This window comes from Photorhabdus akhurstii, from assembly GCF_019090985.1.
In the GTDB taxonomy this organism is placed as follows: Bacteria; Pseudomonadota; Gammaproteobacteria; order Enterobacterales; family Enterobacteriaceae; genus Photorhabdus; species Photorhabdus akhurstii.
The window spans coordinates 1,987,124-2,006,164 of sequence record NZ_CP020335.1 but is presented as its reverse complement, the minus strand read 5'-3'; the positions used below and the strand labels follow the sequence as shown (position 1 = coordinate 2,006,164).

General features: G+C 42.4%; 16 protein-coding genes. All 16 read left to right on the top strand.

The features are described 5' to 3' along the window. Positions 1 to 20 precede the first annotated feature (20 nt). The 16 genes from B0X70_RS08700 to B0X70_RS08625 all read left to right on the top strand — a co-directional run bounded on the left by B0X70_RS08700 (position 21) and on the right by B0X70_RS08625 (position 18,957). Positions 21 to 923: a Pvc16 family protein gene (locus B0X70_RS08700; RefSeq protein WP_036807031.1), complete on the top strand. Its 903-nt coding sequence runs from the start codon at positions 21 to 23 to the stop codon at positions 921 to 923. Between the two features lie 389 nt (positions 924 to 1,312). Continuing rightward, a complete protein-coding gene (locus tag B0X70_RS08695) occupies positions 1,313 to 2,344 on the top strand; it encodes a hypothetical protein (RefSeq protein WP_036807028.1) in 1,032 nt (343 codons plus the stop codon). 355 nt (positions 2,345 to 2,699) lie between these two features. Next, entirely contained in the window at positions 2,700 to 3,785 is a 1,086-nt protein-coding gene (locus B0X70_RS08690) for an Insecticial toxin (protein WP_235319368.1), read from the top strand. A gap of 632 nt (positions 3,786 to 4,417) precedes the next feature. Continuing rightward, a complete protein-coding gene (locus B0X70_RS08685; RefSeq protein ID WP_217471316.1) occupies positions 4,418 to 5,380 on the top strand; it encodes an Rpn family recombination-promoting nuclease/putative transposase in 963 nt (320 codons plus the stop codon). A 660-nt stretch (positions 5,381 to 6,040) separates the two neighbouring features. Further along, positions 6,041 to 6,490 carry a contractile injection system inner tube protein gene (locus B0X70_RS08680; RefSeq protein ID WP_217471315.1) on the top strand — a complete coding sequence of 150 codons (450 nt, stop codon included), beginning with the start codon at positions 6,041 to 6,043 and terminating at the stop codon, positions 6,488 to 6,490. A 53-nt stretch (positions 6,491 to 6,543) separates the two neighbouring features. Then, on the top strand, positions 6,544 to 7,623 hold the full coding sequence (locus B0X70_RS08675; protein ID WP_217471314.1) for a phage tail sheath family protein: 1,080 nt from the start codon (positions 6,544 to 6,546) through the stop codon (positions 7,621 to 7,623). Between the two features lie 11 nt (positions 7,624 to 7,634). After that, on the top strand, positions 7,635 to 9,032 hold the full coding sequence (locus tag B0X70_RS08670; protein WP_040149119.1) for a phage tail sheath family protein: 1,398 nt from the start codon (positions 7,635 to 7,637) through the stop codon (positions 9,030 to 9,032). A gap of 48 nt (positions 9,033 to 9,080) precedes the next feature. Continuing rightward, positions 9,081 to 10,286, top strand: coding sequence for a phage tail sheath family protein (locus tag B0X70_RS08665; RefSeq protein WP_040149121.1), 1,206 nt, complete (start codon positions 9,081 to 9,083; stop codon positions 10,284 to 10,286). Between the two features lie 13 nt (positions 10,287 to 10,299). After that, positions 10,300 to 10,758 carry a phage tail protein gene (locus tag B0X70_RS08660; RefSeq protein ID WP_040149122.1) on the top strand — a complete coding sequence of 153 codons (459 nt, stop codon included), beginning with the start codon at positions 10,300 to 10,302 and terminating at the stop codon, positions 10,756 to 10,758. Next, positions 10,755 to 10,934 (top strand): DUF5908 family protein, encoded by a 180-nt coding sequence (locus tag B0X70_RS08655; protein ID WP_040149123.1) that lies wholly within the window; start codon positions 10,755 to 10,757, stop codon positions 10,932 to 10,934. Before B0X70_RS08660 ends, B0X70_RS08655 begins: the two co-directional genes overlap by 4 nt. Next, complete coding sequence (locus tag B0X70_RS08650; protein WP_040149124.1) at positions 10,921 to 11,604, top strand: CIS tube protein; 684 nt, start codon at positions 10,921 to 10,923, stop codon at positions 11,602 to 11,604. Before B0X70_RS08655 ends, B0X70_RS08650 begins: the two co-directional genes overlap by 14 nt. Further along, positions 11,601 to 13,202: a phage baseplate assembly protein V gene (locus B0X70_RS08645; protein WP_217471313.1), complete on the top strand. Its 1,602-nt coding sequence runs from the start codon at positions 11,601 to 11,603 to the stop codon at positions 13,200 to 13,202. The genes B0X70_RS08650 and B0X70_RS08645 overlap by 4 nt, the downstream gene beginning before the upstream one ends. Positions 13,203 to 13,214: 12 nt before the next feature. Next, positions 13,215 to 13,736, top strand: coding sequence for a GPW/gp25 family protein (locus B0X70_RS08640; protein WP_217471312.1), 522 nt, complete (start codon positions 13,215 to 13,217; stop codon positions 13,734 to 13,736). Continuing rightward, entirely contained in the window at positions 13,733 to 14,149 is a 417-nt protein-coding gene (locus B0X70_RS08635; RefSeq protein WP_217471311.1) for a contractile injection system spike tip protein, read from the top strand. The genes B0X70_RS08640 and B0X70_RS08635 overlap by 4 nt, the downstream gene beginning before the upstream one ends. Positions 14,150 to 14,191: 42 nt before the next feature. Next, a complete protein-coding gene (locus B0X70_RS08630; protein ID WP_217471310.1) occupies positions 14,192 to 16,000 on the top strand; it encodes a baseplate J/gp47 family protein in 1,809 nt (602 codons plus the stop codon). Beyond that, positions 15,997 to 18,957, top strand: a complete 2,961-nt coding sequence (locus tag B0X70_RS08625; RefSeq protein WP_217471309.1) for a baseplate wedge protein — start codon at positions 15,997 to 15,999, stop codon at positions 18,955 to 18,957. The genes B0X70_RS08630 and B0X70_RS08625 overlap by 4 nt, the downstream gene beginning before the upstream one ends. Positions 18,958 to 19,041 lie beyond the last annotated feature (84 nt).

Genomic DNA, 19,041 nt, shown 5'->3' with positions numbered 1-19,041 from the left:
TTAGTAGAATTGGAGTCAACATGACAATTATAATTGCTTCTGACAACGCGATTATCGAGATTAATAAAGCATTAAATAACATTCTAATTAAATATTTAAACGTTCCTGGTCAAAATATTGATATTCGATTTGATCTACCAGAAATCAACTCCATTCAATCAGAACCGACGGTCAGTGTATTTCTTTATGAGATACATGAGGATCTACAATTACGCTCCGCAGAAACAAGACGTTATAATCCGGCAACCAGCACATTATTACCGGGATGGGTCAATATCAATTGTAACTATTTAATTACCTACTGGGATGCAAATAAGCCGTCAAACGATGGTTCCAGCCCAGACAGTCAGCCAGATAATCAGGCAGCACAAGTGATGAATCGGGTTTTAAAGGCATTAATTAACAACCGTCAATTAACCGGTCTTCCCGGTGCTTATACCAAAATTATTCCACAACAAGAAAACCTAAATAGTCTGGGTAATTTCTGGCAGGCTCTCGGTAATCGTCCTCGCCTCTCTTTATTATACTCCATTACCGTTCCGATGAAGCTTCAAGAGATTGAGGACAATGTAATTCCAGTCAGCAAAATATCTGCTACTATGGATCAAAAACCCAGTCTGGATAATTCACAAATCACCGAAGCTTTGGCAAATAAATTGTATGCTGATTTAGGTGGTACAGAAGATACTCGTCTTGCCCTTGCTAAAGTGGATCTGACAACTGAACCCACTACAGACAATAACAATAGTCAGGAAAATGAAAACATTATTCTTAAAGTTTCAGGTATTACCAGTTCAACTTATTTACCTAAAATAAGAGATATTCTTTCAGAATGGGTAAATAGTAAAAAAGCCGTTGTAAAGGTAAATGGTATAGGAATCATCATCGACAAAGAAAATTCTAATAAATTAATTGGAATATAAAGTTATTATTTTTACATCATAATAATGATATGATGATTAATAACGGCCTTTCTATTAATTTTCATTTATGTTAAATAAGACTAGATGGTAAATTACTAGAGGATTGGAAAAAAATATGGGAAATATGGGAAATATGGGAAATATGGAAAATATGGGAAATATGGGAAATATGGGAAATATGGGAAAATACCAAATCTAACTAATAAAAATTAATTATATAATCGCAATGAATAAAAAACAATCTCTCACGTAAAACAGTAGAGTATAAAAAATCAGTGAATGATTTAAATAAATACAAATTTGTTTACTCTCAGAGTAATTATGTTGCATTTACTATACGAAACAGCCCAATACTAAATAATTAAAGTCCAAAACTAATAGGTGATAATATGAGCCGTGAATACAGTAAAGAGGAAAAACAGAAAAAACGTCCATCGCAATTAACGAATTCAATTGAATATAACGAAGAAGAAACAGAAAATAACCCATTAGGGCTAGGATTAGATTTGAATAATACGACTAACCATACCCCTAAAAAACCAAAAGATAATTATAATGAAGAGAATGGTGATCTATTTTATGGCCTCGCCTCTGAAAGAGGAAAGTACATTAAAGAAACAAATCCCCAATTCGTGTCAGATAGTCCAGAAAGTTCACCAATGATTATAGATGTTTACAATAATGAGATATCCAGAGTTGTTTTAAATAAAAATGCAAAAAAAACCTCAACAAATAGATTATCTAATTTCATTAATGAGTTCAAAAAAGATAAACTACAAAATCTTATTAAAGACCCAAAGAAATATTCAAGAGATATTAAGGTCAATGATAATTTACAGAAAGATATTGATTCAGGTAAAAGAGGAAAATATCCATTATGGAATGATTACTTTGAAATAGGAAATAAAAACCCTAAATTTAATATCTCTCATATATTTAAAGAAACAGCTAATGAATATGACTCTGATTATTATCACACATGGTATATAGGCGGAAATGCTGCACCTCGCTTACTCTGGAAAAGAGGAAGTAAACTTGGTATAGAAATGGCAGCCAATAATGGGAAAACAAAAATACATTTTGTTCTTGATGGTTTGAATATTGAACAAATTGTTCATAAAGAAAAAGATTCAGATCCTAAAAAAGCAGGGCCAGGTGAATCAATTACTGCCTCCGAATTACGTTATGCCTATCGAAATAGAGAAAGATTAGCGGGAAGAATTCACTTCTATGAGAATGGTGAAGAAACCATTGCTCCTTGGGAGAAAGACTCAGAACTATGGCAACAATATATTCCTAAAAATAAGAGTAGAAGTAAGAATATAATTACTCAGAGAAATCATGGATCAAGATATAGATTAAATGAACAATTGATAAGGCTACGTTCATTGTTGAGAAGAAGACGTCGATTATATTCATAGAGGTTTATATATGTGAGTTATAGAAGAATAAGATACTGAAAATAAATTTATATAACTTTCTGACATGTAAATAAATCAATTATTATATGGTCAATTAAACTAATAATTGCAATTTTCAAAAAGGCTGTCAATTTCTATATTTCCTAAAAATAGGAATAAATTAGAATATCAACAGACTGAAATCAGACAATATTTTCCAAAAAAATAAAATTTAATAAAGAACACGAACTTATTTATTTACAGCGTAATTATGTTGCACTTACTATGCAAAACTGCCTAGTATTAATATATGGTTTTTATTCTCACATATATTATCCCCAATCAACATATAGACTCATCATTTAAATACCTATAATTGAAACATAAATCATTTCAAATAAATAAAAAATCTACAGATAACAAATCCAACTACGACAAAGGATTTATAAATATGCCAAGATATTCTAATTCTCAGAAAATACCCACGCAGGGTACTAAAAATACCCGCAGAACATCTCCATCATCAAATTCTTCTACTGAACATCTTTCACTTTCAAATGCTCCGACTAATGACTCCTCCGTTCGCCAAGAAGTCAAGGAAAAATTTATCTGGGAAGGTCATATGAAGGCGATTGAAGAAGCGTCCGAAAAAGGTAATTTCGCTGTCAGTTTTCGGGCAGCAGGCGAACCAACTCTCAGAGCCTTAGGTAAAGGCGCCGCAGCCAAGGGACATGATATTCTGGAAAAAACCATTAAACCCGGTTCAATTAACAAAGCTTATCCCAAAGACGAAGCTTCAGATATAATAAAGCAAGTGCAGGAGGCGGGTATTGAAGGCTATGTCGGTCACTGGAATAAAGAAACAGGACGTCTCGAAGGTATTTATATGAGCAGCGGTCATGGTTTATCAGATGAACAAGTTAATGGGAAAATTTATCCCATAGATTTAAACAATCTCGAAGCAAGTCTGGCCCCTTTGAAAGAAAAAAAGAACTGGGCCGCACTGCCTTTCACCGGTGATTATGATATGCATGATATGATTAGTTTCACCACTCAACCGCATTCAGTACCATCCAATTCACCAGATGAAAAGAAAATCATCGATCACATTAACAAATATATCGCTGAATCTGATTCAAACCGACCATTTGAGGATATAGAGCACAATGTTATCAGGCATGGTCCTCAAGTAAGCTATCCTGCTTTTGCAATGGATAAAGAAAAAGAAGAGATAAAGAAACACGGAGGAATTGTTAAAGCAGTTGCTGAACCTGGGGAATTTCCGGTTGCTATCGTCAGTAAAGGGAAATGGACAATTGCCAATAATATCGATGAACTGAATCAGTTTTATAGTAGTATTGGCGCAAAAATGAAAGCAAGCTGGAAACCCGTCGCTGGAAATCCCGGATTCGTTTCCAATCCACAAAAGCCGGGAATGGCTCGATTTAGCCGGAAAAAATAAGTTATTATCACGTCAACAACGTTCTGCAAAATAAATCACTATACCCTATGGATTCCAAGATACATCGCAACATCAAGGGAACGAATCCCTGGGAGCATAGATAACTATGTGGCCGGGGTGAGTGAGTGCAGCCAACAAAGAGACAATTTGAAAGATAACAGGCATAGATGTCATTTTCCTCCGAGCCATAGTGAAAATACCACCGACACATTCATTACCTGCATTAAATGATTTATATAAAAACCTGCTCCAGAATATCGCTCCTTCGTTTGTATGACCCGATGCAAAATAATAGATCATCTGGAGGTAACTCAGTCCAATTTTTTCGATCTGAACATCCAAGATTAACGGAAATATAAGTAATCGATATTTTGATGAGGAGGGATTATTATTATGCGAATGCAAGTTAAAAACTGACTGAAATGAATGGCTTTCATAAATTAATTGTTGTAAATATAATGTTTTTTATCGTTTTTCCTTTTCTGATATTTTATTCTTTAGGCTCTTCTATTAATTCATTCGGTAAAGATTTGCCTGAGGAAATCTGAGACAATGTTTTTTGTAACTTGGTAGAAACACTATACCTTGGCAATGAGTGGTAATGACTACCTGATAAGACAGAGAAACAGATTGTGGCAAAGAAAGAAAAACGACCTCACCATGACGCGTTATTCAAGCATTTTTTAACGCAGCCCGAAACGGCCAGAGAATTTCTATCCCTTTATCTGCCCGAAGAGATCCAGTTGTTGTGTGATTTAGCCACATTGAAACTGGAACCCGGCAGTTTTGTGGACCAGCATTTACGTCAACTGCACAGTGATGTGCTCTACTCGGTTGAAACAGCTAGGGGACAGGGCTATATCTATTGTCTGATTGAACATCAGTCCACTCCTGACCCGCTGATGGCCTGGCGGCTGATGTATTATGCCATGTTAGCAATGGCGGCCCACCTGAAAAAAGGCCATACTGAACTCCCTTTGGTGGCGCCGCTGCTGTTTTATCATGGGGAGGTTCGGCCGTATCCTTACACAAACCGGTGGCTGGATTGTTTTACGCTCCCCGAACAGGCTGCCCGCTTATACCGTCAGGCGTTTCCGTTGGTGGACGTCAGTGCGCTCAGCGATGAAGAGATCCTGACGCATAAAGGGGTTGCCCTGATGGAGCTGGTGCAAAAACACATCCGCTGCCGGGACATGCTGGAATGGGTCCCCCAATTGGTGGAACTTCTGAATGGAGGGTATAATACAACTGAGCAGCGCAATGTGGTGTTACGCTATATTTTACTGAATGGACATACGCTGGATCTCTCCCAATTTGTCCATCAACTGATTGAACAATCTCCGGAGCATGAAACGATGTTGATGACTATTGCAGAACAGCTTGAACAAAAAGGGCTTGAGCGTGGTATTGAACTAGGCCGAGAGGAAGGTCGAGAAGAAGGTATTGAACTAGGCCGAGAGGAAGGTATTGAACTAGGCCGAGAGAAAGGTAAAGTGGAAACGGCTCGTGCCTTATTACGGCATGGCGTGAGTTTAGACATTATTGTCACCAGTACCGGACTGAGCCGGGATAAAATTGAAGCGTTAAAGCATTAAATTAATCTTCTCTTTTACAGTAAAATGCCGATATTCAAGATCGGCATTTTTGTTCTTATTTATACCCTATGGATTTCAAGACGCATCGCGGCAGCAAAAGCGCGAATCCCCGGGAGCATAGATAACTCTGCGACCGGGGTGAGTGAATACAGCCAACAAAAAGGCAACTTGAAAGATAACGGGTATAAATCCTTGAATTAATGAAGGGCTTATGGTTGATCCCCTTGTGTTTCATTTATCCTTCGAAAAAAGCAAATCATAGGCTCAACACGATCTTCATTTACTAATTCTTTTTATCCTCAATTGATCGACAAAACAGAAAATAATTCTCCATTCATAATTTCCTTACCCCTAAAGCCAAATAAAACCGCACCAATACCCAAAATGGGTACCCTTTTCCATACCAATTAATAATTATCACGCACTATTAATTAATATTCCCTCTAAAGATTCATTACTTATAATCATGCCGCTTTATTAAATTCAAACTAAATAATCTCGAAGTAAATTTTTTCAGCATAAATAATAACCGCCACAAGGCAGGTTGCTGCGGTAGCTATAGCCATAGCTCAGTGCTAATCAAAACCTCAGTGTTAATAAAAACAAAGCAACAACGCTCTGTTTATCTTTTAAACGTAAATAACTCATTAAGGAAAAATTATGCCTACAACTTCTGAACAAATTGCTGTTGAATATCCTATTCCTACTTACCATTTTGTTGTTTCAATCGGTGATGAAAAAGTCGCCTTTAATAACGTTTCCGGGCTAGATATTTCTCATGACGTCATCGAATATAAAGATGGTACAGGCAATTATTATAAAATGCCCGGTCAACGTCAGGCGATCAATATTACCCTGCGTAAAGGCGTCTTCTCCGGTGATACTAAACTTTTTGATTGGATTAATTCTATTCAACTTAATCAGGTCGAGAAAAAAGATATTTCAATTAGTTTAACCAACGAAACCGGTACTGAAATTTTGATGACCTGGAGCGTGGTAAATGCTTTCCCAACCTCATTAACCGCCCCTTCTTTTGATGCCGCCAGCAACGAAGTCGCCGTGCAGGAAATTACCTTGACCGCGGATCGAGTCGCCATTCAGGCAGCTTAAGACTCATTTATAAAGCTGTTTACTCAGAATATTGCATAATAATTGGAGGCTACATGCCAACGGTACCAACCTATCCCGGCGTTTATATTAAAGAGGACGCCTCACCCGCACTCTCCGTTCGTTCCAGTGCAACGGCAGTGCCGGTCTTCGCTGTTGCAAATAACAATTTATTAAGATCAGATAAACCCTATATTCGTGTTAGGAGTTGGATGGACTATTTGACACGAAAAGGTGAATCATTTAATCCCAAGAATATCCTTGACGTTTCACTACGTGCCTATTTTATTAACGGCGGTGGATATTGCTATCTCGTCAAAACCGAAGACTTAGAAACACAAGTGCCAAAACTTGACGATGTAACATTGCTGATTGCTGCCGGAGAAGAAATTAAAGATGCAGTAAGTACACTTTGTCAGCCGGGCAAAGGGTTATTTGCCATTTTTGACGGCCCACAAAGTGATACCGACATAAAAGAACCAGAAAAAGTCCTCAAGCCTTATTCCCCTACCGCTTATGGTGCAGTTTATTACCCCTGGCTAACCGCTGAATGGGGAGAAAATAAAACCGCCGTTGATATTCCGCCCAGTGCGGTTATGGCCGGTATTTATGCCAGTGTCGATAACAGCCAAGGGGTCTGGAAAGCGCCCGCTAACGTTCCTATTCAAGGGGGATTACAACCTAAATACCCAGTAACCGATGATCTGCAAACGCAATATAACCAAGGCAAGGCACTGAATATGATTCGTACCTTTCCTAAGAGCGGTACGCTGGTTTGGGGCGCTCGTACACTTGATGACAGCGATAACTGGCGTTATATCCCGGTTCGTCGTCTGTTTAACAGCGCGGAACGGGATATTAAAAATGCCATGAGTTTCGCCGTCTTCGAACCCAACAGCCAACCTACTTGGAAAGCGGTCCACCGCGCTATCGATAACTATCTCCATACCCTGTGGCAGCAAGGCGGGTTGATGGGTAATAAAGCCGAGCAAGCCTACTTCGTCCAGATCGGCAAAGGTCTCACCATGACCGATGACGATATCAAGCAGGGCAAAATGATTGTCAAAGTGGGTCTGGCGGCAGTTCGGCCAGCCGAGTTTATTATCTTGCAGTTTACGCAGAATATCGCTCAATAATCGGAGGCAACATGCCAACAACACCAACTTATCCCGGCGTCTATATTGAAGAAGATACATCACTGGCTCTCTCCGTTAGCCAAGGGAACACGGCAATCCCGGTTTTTATTGGTCGTTTCTCGCCGAAAAAAATCAGCGCAACGCCACAAGTGACGCGCGTGAGTAGCTGGTTGGATTTTACTAATCAGTTTCATGTGGGCTGTATTACGTCGGTAGCAGTCAAATTAACGAAACCTACTCCACCACCTGCTCCTTCCCATCCTGAGAAAAACGAAGGCAATACAAAAGCCAAAGATAATGTAAAAAATTTTGCCGCCCAAAATATTACGCTTGATACAAACGATAAAAATAACAGTGACTCTTACGATGTAACTACCGTCACCTACACAACAAGCAGTGACGCTTTAAAACTTTATTTCCAAAATGGTGGCGGACCTTGTTATATCCTGCCAATTCCTGATTCAGAAGATTCTCACACGCTGGCATTAATTCCTGAGTTAATTAAGCAGGCTTTAGAAATTACCTTAATCGTCTGCCCTGAACAAGATTCTAATTACCAGAACAAAATATATAACAGTCTGACATCTTCATTATTAAATGAGGGCTATTTCCTTATCACTGATAATCAGGATAAAGAAACCGCACTCAATGTGAGCCTGCAATCACAAACCGCGACTTATTATCCCGCTGTTAAAGTCTCACAACTTATTCAGGTAGAGGAGAATAGCATCTCGATTTCAGGTTATCAGGATGAAAAAGTTACCCATCTGGCGGAACTCAAAAAGCAGAACTCAAAACTCTATGCACAAGTTATCAAGGCAATAAAACAAAAAATTGCAGATAACAAAAAACTCATTCCTGCCAGTGCAATCATGGCAGGCGTGTACTGTGCTACCGATGCTCGTCGGGGCGTCTGGAAAGCACCAGCGAATGTTGTTCTCAGCGGAATTAGCGATGTCGCGGATCGACTCAGCGACAATGAACAAAGCACTATGAATCAAAAAGGCATCAATGCTATCCGTTATTTCAGCAACAAAGGATTTGTCGTCTGGGGCGCGCGTACTCTGCAAGATGATGACAACTGGCGCTACATCCCGGTTCGGCGTCTCTTTAATGCGGCAGAACGGGATATCAAACAAGCCATGCGAATTGCCGTTTTTGAACCCAACAGTCATCCCACTTGGGAACGGGTTCGGTCAGCCATTGACAACTATCTCCATCAACTCTGGCAACAAGGAGCGCTGGCCGGTAATAGCCCGCAGGAAGCCTATTTTGTCCAGATTGGTCAAAGTGTCACCATGTCCGATGACGATATTAAACAAGGCAAAATAGTGGTTAAGGTTGGCATGGCGGCGGTTCGTCCGGCTGAATTTATCATCCTGCAATTTTCGCAAAATGTAACACAGTAACCGTACTGAGGCGCGGTTCGCCGCGCCTGTTCTATTGAGGAACCGAGAATGGAAATAAAACAACCCGGCGTCACCATCACGGAGAACCTGATATCCCAGCAACAAGACGAGGCATTTGTCGGTATCCCGGTTTTTATCGGCTATACTCAACCGACTGAAAATAGCCATGTCAGTGATAAAACCTCCACCAAGCTAAATAGTCTGGCCGATTTTACTCGGTCGTTTAAAAAAACAGGATTAATGTACTACTCCGTGCGCCACTTTTTTGACAACGGAGGCCAGCAAGCTTATGTACTGTCGCTAGGTTCTGATAAACCACAAGGCAATTTTCAATCATTGACCACAACGCTACAGCAAGATTGGGTTAAACAAGCGATTTCGGCACAGAGTGCTATCACGCTGATTGTGGTCCCCGATATTGTCTATCTGAATCAAATGGATGCTCCCGATTCAGAAATCGATCAATACGACAAGATTCAGCTCTGGCTACAATTTTGGCAATCAGTACTTAACCTCTGCCGGTGCCGACGCGGCATCATGGGATTGCTGGATGCCCCCGATGATCCCGCACTGGCCGCTGAATGTCTAACGCAGCTCTCTTCCAGTGATCGGCAATGGGGCGCGGTATACTGGCCGCGACTAAAAAGCGCCTATCAGGAACAAGGTCAACCGATTGTACTTTCACCAACCGCCGCAGTGGCCGCCGTCATTCAGCGTAACGATAACCAAATGGCGGTCTGGCACGCACCCGCGAACGTCGCGTTAGCCAAGGTGATAAGCCCAATACGCTCTCATATTGAAGCCGATGATCTGTTTAATCAGAACGGTACTTCGTTGAATCTGGTTCGCAGCTTTCCCGGCAAAGGGATAAAGATCTGGGGATGCCGCACGCTGGACTGTACCCCCGACTCCCCTTGGCGCTATATCCAGACTCGCCGTCTGGTTTCCTATATCGAAGCCCATATGACTCAACTGGGCCGGGCCTTTGTTTTTGAACCGAATAACGCCATCACTTGGATGAAGTTCAAAGGTCAGGCTTACAACTGGCTACGTCAGTTATGGCTAAATGGCGGACTGCGGGGCACTCAGGAAGATCAAGCTTTCGAGGTGTTACTGGGAGTTGACGAATCGATGAGCGAAGCGGATCTGCGAGCCGGGAAAATGATCATCAAGATCAAACTGGCGCTGCTCATTCCAGCGGAATTTATCGAGTTGAATCTGACATTTGATACCCGTACCGGACTCACCCATTAAACAGGGGCAAAATATGAACAATTTATCCACCCCGTCGGTGTCACACCGTTTTATCGCCAGTTTTCTGTTTAACAATATTCCTAGCCCACTCGACATTGCTTTCCAGCGTATATCGGGACTCAGCCGTGAATTGCAAACCACCCAACACAGCCAGGGTGGAGAAAACGCCAGAAACGTTTGGCTAGCGGAGAAGATCCAGCACGGCAATTTGGTTCTGGAACGTGGCGTTATGACCATCACGCCGCTGACTTGGGTGTTTGATCGCGTCCTGCGCGGCGAGAAAGCAGTGTATGCCGATGTGGTTATCATGCTACTGAATGAACATTCAATTCCCGTAGCGAGCTGGACGTTAAGTAACGCCCTGCCGGTTCGCTGGTCCACCGGCGACCTTGATGCCAATAGCAATACGGTTCTGGTGAATACGCTGGAATTACGTTATCAGGATATGCGCTGGTTAGGAGTGAAAGCATGACCGTCGAAATTAACGAGCTGATTATTCAGGCCAAAGTCACCGATTCAGCCAGTCACTCGTTCGCGCCGCGTACACTGGCGCAGGAAACGCTGGATAATGCCCGCCTGATTGAGATAGTGAAACGGGAAGTATTAGACGCATTGCGTGAAGCAGGAGGTCATTATGAGCTTAATTGAACGCAGCCTGTCCAAACTCACTCTCACCGCTTTCAAGGATCGAGAAGGAAAAATCTCGGTAGGCAGTTTACAGGCAATGTATAACCCCGATGCCATCCAGCTCGATTATCAAACCCGTTATCAGCAAGATGAAAGCATTAACAGCACCAGCCAAAGCAGCCGCTATGTATTATCCCAACCGGCTGGCCTGTCATTAGTTCTGTTATTTGACGCCGCCATGCCCGGCAACAACACCCCGGTAGAAACCCAATTGGCAACGCTAAAAGCCTTGTGTGCCGTGGATGCCAGTACTCACGTTCCCCACTTCCTGAAAATCAAATGGGGCAAAATGCGTTGGGAGAACAAAGGCTATTTTGCTTGCCGTGCTAGCGGCCTTAGCATCAGTTACACCCTATTTGACCGGGACGCCACGCCATTGCGGGCCAGCGCTACCCTATCTCTGGCGGCAGATGAAAGCTTTGTGATTCAAGCTACCGAACAGCAATTAAAATCACCCCCGTCTACTGCGGTTAACGTAACCGATATGCTCTCCCTGCCGTTGATTGCCTTAGGCGCCGGAGCTTCTTTGGCAGGCGGGATTGATTATCTCTCGCTGGCTTGGCAAAACGGACTGGATAATCTCGACGATTTCACCCCCGGACAAACCCTGCAAGCCAAGAGGGATGCATGAAGATACCTGTGATAACACTCGAGATAGGCGGTAAAACGCTTAACCACTTTACGGTTATCAGCCTGACAGTAAACCATCATATTAATGGCATCCCCTCGGCCAACATCACGCTGGGGATCGCCGGTGATGCCAGTCATATCTTTGATGCCAAAGCGCAAGCTGAACTGGCAAGTTGCCGCCCCAATCATCAACTTAGCGTGCAAATAGAAAAAACTGTAGTGTTTAAGGGGATCATCGTTCGGCAAACATTAGGGCTGAAAGGTCAGGACAGCATTATTACTCTGATCGCCAAGCATCCATTGCAAAAATTAACTCACAACTTCCACTCGCAACTGTTCAACAAACAGAGTGATGAGGCGATTATCAAGAAGTTGTTTAGCCAAGCGGGTATCCCTGTCACCATAAAACCAGCGCCTCAGCTTAAAACGGTGCATGAGCAAATGGTACAGTTTCGCTGTAATGACTGGGCTTTTCTAAAAAATCGGCTACTCGCGACTCATATCTGGCTGCTGCCCGGCAACGACAGCGTGACGCTAGTCGTCCCGGAATCACTGAATCGGTCAACTATACATACCATCCACCAGCGAGCCAACCATCAGGATATCGTGTTATTTGAAGCGAATCTGCAATGGGATAACCAACGCAGCCCCAAAACCGTGAGTGTGCAATCTTGGGATGTCGCTCAACAAAAACTGTCTCCAGCTCATCAGGCAAAAAGCAGCGACCTTGGTCACAATCAACTCGCCATAGACAACCTGACATCATTAACCAACCAAGAATGGCAATGGGTTTTCAGCTATCCGTTGGGCAATGAACAAGCCAAACATCTTGCTCAAGGCATTCTGAATAACCGCCGCAGTCATAACGTCTCTGGGAATTTTGAGGTCGAAGGAGATAACCGTTATCAAGCCGGTGATGTTCTGGCCTTAAGCGGCTTTGGTCAAGGGATGGATGGTCAGGCAATTATCACCGGCGTCAGTCACACCATCAATCAACGGCAAGGCTGGCGCACTCGGCTAACTCTGGGGCTATTACCGGAAACCGAGCAAGTTATATCACCGGCGAAAGAGCTACACGTCGGGATCGTGGAAAAATATCAGCGAGATAGCCAGTCACTAGGCCGTATTCCGGTCAACATACCGGCGTTAAACTTAACCAACGGTACCCTGTTTGCCCGTTTGGGTAAACCTTACGCCAGTCATGAAAGCGGCTTCTGCTTTTACCCGGAACCGGGAGATGAGGTGATTATCGGCTTCTTTGAATGTGATCCTCGCTTCCCGGTGATATTAGGCTCGATGCATAACCCGAAAAACAAAGCACCATTAGAACCGAGTGAAAAAAATCAAATGAAAACCTTAGTGATTAAACAAGGGGAAAATCAACAGGCATTAATCTTCGATAATAAAGAGAATACCCTCGCATTAAATAGCGGAAAAAATACCTTATCTTTGCAACAGGATAAAGATATCACGCTTAATTCTGCTAAGAATCTTATTACCCATGCTCAAGAAATTAAAATAGCGGCCGAAAAATCGCTATCCGCTTCCGGGAAATCTGGGGTTGATATTAAAGGCACGAAGATTAATCTAACCCAATAATAAGGTAATGAGATGACAAACAAAGCATTAGTCAATAAAGCATTAACCGAAACAGCATTAACCGACATTTATGGTCGGGGTTGGGCCTTTCCGCCGCAATTTTCTATTAAAAATTTTTCTATTAAAGATAGTACGTATAAATATAGTACATATAAATATAGTGCGCATCCTGAAATAGCAACCGGCGTCACAATGGCGGAAGGGGCGGAAAACGTTCGTCAAAATATGAAAATTCTTTTTCTTACCGAACCCGGCGAACGGATTATGCGTGAAAATTATGGTTGCGGCCTGAGTGATTATCTGTTCGCCAATATCCGTGACGAAATGATGGCAGAAATTCAGACTCGGATTGAAGAACGGGTATTGCGTTATGAACCCCGCGCCGATATCAACGAGATCCAAGTAAACCAAAGAACAGACGTGCCTAACACCCTGCATATTCAGGTCACTTACACCCTGCGAGGCAGCGAAATCAGCCAGCAGATTGAAGGCGCCCTTGAAGTTAATGAAGGCCGAGTACAGGTGAGTCTATGAGCAAGCAACTGGTGGTGGATGGCAACACTTTGCTGTTCGAACCCTTATTTGGCAATCGGCAAGTCACCATTTTGGGGCCAGCGACCATCCGCGGTAGCGGACACGCGCAAATCCAAGGCAAAAAAATCGTCATAGTAGGTGATGAAAAAAAGGTCCAGTTTCAGGCGCAATATATTACCCCGAGCCACCCGGTCCCCGGCATGGGAATAGTCACTATTGCTCAATTGGATGCCAGCCAGCAAGTAAACTTCTGCCGTAGCCCTGCCACGGTAATTGTGGTCGGGCAACAATTTATCGCCCGTTTTACCCCGTCACAACCGGCCAATAATCCATCGAGCGGCCCGGATGTGACAGCCCCCAGTATGGGCAAAGGCCGTTTTATTGCCAGCCAATATGCGGTCACTGCCGGATAAATAACCTCTTCAACTTTATTCTAAATAACAGGTAATAAAAATATGGGACAAGCCGAGTTAGAAAATAAACTCTCTGCTATTGTGCCGGATACTGCATTTAAACTTGATGAAAGAAGTACGCTGGATATTTTAAACTGGCTTAAAACTTATGCAAAAGAAATCCCTTTCGATCAAGAGAAAAAACAGTTCTGGGATAGTTTTTACTTTATTCAAGAAAATAATCCGCAACAATTGGCGGATATTTACCAAAATGCAAATAAAACAGATGGCCTTTTACCGGCACATCAAGCATTTATCTTGGCTTTTTTAAAGCTATTAGAAACAACCAATCGATTATTAAATACTTTTCCGGCCCGGCACCGCAGTCTTTATTACCGAGAATTATTGGGGCTAAAACCCAAAAAAGCGCAAGCGGATAAAGTTGCTATCGAAATTACTCTGAATACTGACAACCCAGAATTTCTGGTAGCCAAGGGAACACTGTTTGATGCGGGGCAAGACAATACCGGTAATCCGTTACAATATGCATCTGATACGGATTTACTGGCGAATCAGGGAAAGTTAACCGATCTGCGTTGGTATCGGAAAGTTGATAATGTCTGGAAATCAGCAATACTATTAAGCGACTCAGACAACATTGAATTCCCCAAAAACGGCATTCAACTTTTTAGCGAAAAATCCAATGATCTTGAGGTTCAATCTGACCACCTGAATTGGGGCGAAGCAAATATATCGTCATTAACCCATGACACATTCTACTTAGGCTTTACCAATGTATTACCGGGGCAAACTTTATCTTTATACTGGCAGTCAGAAGGTGTCAAAGCACTTAATTTATCTTGGTCTTATCTAAACCAGAAAAATATCTGGCAGCCAATCAATCAACTGGTTCACGATCAAACTCATAACTTGTCTGACCGGGGTATCTGGCGCACCTTATTGCCAAAGGATGCTGCAAATCAGGCGGCTTTGATGCCGACGGGACGTTACTGGCTGAAAGCCGAGATAACTCATCAGACCGATCCTCAAGATTATCCACGTATTAAGGGCTTGTTGTATAACGCCGCCACGGCGACATTAGTCAACGCAGACACCGTTGAACAGGATCACTTTATCAACGGATTAGCCGCCGACAGCATTAAACAACCGGTCAATGCATCCCCTGCAATCAGTGGCGTCACTCAACCTTGGGCCTCTTGGGATGGTCATCCGCAAGAAACAGAACAAGCCTTCCTGACGCGGCTCCCGGCTCGGTTATCTCACCGTAACCGGGCGCTGAGTTGGGGCAACATTGTCACCTTATTAAAAGAACAATTTGTCAGCCTGTTTGATGTCAAATACCCGTCTGCCGGTGAATTAACCAAAATCCCGGCACCGGAAAAACAACAACTGATTGTGATCCCTGACAGCCGTTACAAAGATAACGATGATGCGCTGCGTCCAACGTTAAACCCCGCTCGGCTGGCGGAGATGGTCGAATGGATCAAACAACTCAGCAGCCCTTGGGCAACGATTGAAATCAACAATCCCACCTACATTGACGTTAATGTGAACTACCAAGTGACCTTTATCGCAGGCGTTAACCCTGACTACGGATATCACCAGCTACAACAGCAATTAAGCCGAAAATATATGCCGTGGGGAGAAAATGCCACTATCGGCGTGACAGTCGGTAATCGCATTGATTACTACCAGTTGTTAGCCACCATCCAGCAATCTCCTCTGGTGGAACGCGTCACCGATTTAAGCCTAACCATCGCTAACCGAGTCGCGATCGAGGCTGCCGATAATGAAGTGCTGATTTTAGTCTGGTCAGAACAGCGTCCCTCAAACCAAGGAGCTAACCAATGAGTCATCAGGATGCCCTGTTTCCCATCGTCAAAGACGATATTACCTTCGATGCCCTACTTGCTCAGGCCAAAACGGTGATTGAGCAACAATCCGGCCAATATTGGAGCAATACCAGTGAAAACGATCCCGGCATCACCTTACTGGAAGCCTGTTGTTATGGCGCTTCCGATCTGGCCTATCGCCACACATTACCGCTGAGAGACCTTCTAACGCCAAGACCAGAGGACCAAACACCCGGCGACGGTATTTTCCCCCAAGAATTTGGCCCACAACAAACGCTAACCTGTGGCCCGATCACTGCGGAAGATTATCGCCGGGCTTTATTGGATTTACATAGCAGCGACACGGTTAATGAAACAAACGAAAGTTATTTTTTCTTTAATGATGTCCAATTAATTCGTGAACCTGAAAACGAACGCTATGAATATTGGTATAACAAAGAAAAACGTGAATATAGCTTTAAAAACTCCGGATCAGATAGCCAATTAGCTCTGAGAGGAAATTATTGGCTCTATTTACTGCCTGGTCGGGAAACTGAAACTAATAAAACACTGGCTGAGGAGAGGCTGAAAACTTTCCTAAAAGATAACCGTAATCTGGGGGAATTCATCAGCAATATTATCTGGCTGCAACCTACCGATCTCCCCTTGCAGATTGATATTGAACTTGAAGATAACGTCATTGATCTTCCTGATATCTTCGCCCAAGTTTATATGACGGCGGAACAGATGGTGCTGGCAAAACCCAAACGTTATACCACTCAGGCCATGAAAGATCAGGGTTACAATCATGAAGAGATATTTTCCGGCCCTTATTTACATCACGGTTGGATACCGACCTTGCCTCAAGCCAAAAATTACACCGGCTCTACCGTATTAAATCTAAGTCGTCTGGTTAACCGATTATTGGCTATTAAAGGTGTGCAAAGTGTCACCCGGCTGGCATTAGCTAATCACGACGAAACCATTACTCAATTATCGGACGATAATTGGTCTTGGAAAATCGCTCAAGGATATTACCCCAGATTATGGGGTAACGACCCACTGACATTAATTACCTCAACAAACAGCCCGCTTACCATTATTGCCAAAGGGGGCGTTAAAATTGGCGTTTCCAAACAAGATGTAGAGAAACAGCTTATTACAGAACCACTGATTAATACACAACCTGAATTACTGCATTGGGGTAAATATCGTAAAGTTCTGGATTACTATCCGATAAGCAATAAATTACCCGCTTGCTATGGATTGCAGACCTATGCCAGCAACCAACAGCAAATACAGTTGCACCAATTTATGCTCCCTTTTGAACAAATGCTGGCTAACGGCTGTGCCGAACTCGCCCTTTTACCAAAACTATTAGCCTTTAAACAACGGGGAGAAACAGTACACGGTGTGCAATGGCCTTTTAAAACGGGTACAGTCAGCCATCGTGTTCACCAACAAGTCATTCCTTATTTAACCGCAAAACTAAGCCACGATTCACAAATCTATATTGATAACCATATTCAGAAGCCAAACTATATAAAAGAGGCGACAATTCTGAATTATCTGTTGGGCTATTTTGGCGCTCAACTTGCCGCCAGACCACTTACATCAAACTCACTACTGGGTTTCAAAGACTTTTTGTCTACTCAGCGCGGCTATCTGGCTCAACAACCGGAACTGACCTATCAACGTAATAATATTCGGATTGATCAAGTGTCGGCGCTACAAAAAAGAATTGCCGCCCGCTTGGGTTTAGGTGGGGAATGTTTCAGTAAAACACCTAATCTGGATGGCCTGCCTTTTTATTTAATTGAACACCGTCAACTTTTGCCGATAAAACCCGATACCAAATTCGACGATAAACAAAAACCTGACGATCTAAAGATAATTGAAGAGAATTCAGGCTCTAAAAATCATCAACTCATCATCACACAGCAAGGTATTGCAGGTCAGTTATTACAAGGTCAGGTAATTAATCTGATTATTATTGAAGATGATAGAGAGTTTATATTACGGAGCCAAATGATCACCGAAGTAACAGGAGATACCTTTTCCCTTAGTACACGTAACAGCAGCGATTTGGAACGCAATCTGGACAGAATAAGACAGAAATTTAATGATGGTAATCTGCGCTGGCAAAATAGCCCAGTATGGCTGGAAGATATGGATTATCAATTGGTTTATGCCGACGAGACATATAAAAATGCTACCGAAGATCAACGTTGGATTACATCCAGTGCTCAAAGCCCCTTCCCTGCTATGATTGAAGAAAATGATGAAATCACCCTGAAATATGTGATTACCCCATCTGGGCCAGCCTCAAAAATATCAGCTCGTACCGTTCTCGCTGAACCACCCGAATATGAACTCAAAGCACGAGTCGTTAAATTTAATCGTATTCAAGGTAAGATATTAATTAAACGCAACCAAGGCTCACGGAATAAAAACTTTCCAAAAGAGGCCGAAGCATGGCGTTATCGTTGGTATTTCTCCAGCGAAAAATATGCTTTGGCCGACCGCTTTTCATTTGTGGTTAGCGTAGTAGTGAATCGTCAGTTAATTGAGAATGACAAAGTTGATCCTTATAAGTTGGAATCTTGGGTGAAAACAGAAATATTAGCTGAATTCCCCGCGCATATTTCAATGATTATTCACTGGTTATCACCGGAACATTTTAAAGATTTTGCCAGCACCTATAAACGCTGGCAAAACAATGATGCGCCTTTAGGAGACGAGGCATACCATATTTTAGAGACCTTAACCTTGGGACGCCTGCCTTCTGATGCAACCGGTATTGGTAATATGCGAATTGCTACTAAACAGCAACGTACCGAGGTCATTGGTGAGTCTGGAGATAAATGGAATGAATCAGTCATAAAAAGTGATCAATTATTATATGTACCTTATACCGGAGGCATGGCTAAACTTAATGCAATTATTATTAAAGATAATAGCAAAAATAGAAATTAATTTATCCAATATAAAAACAAATTAATATAGCACAACAAAAAACTTACTTTAAGATTAAATATCTTTTCCTGTTTAATTATACAG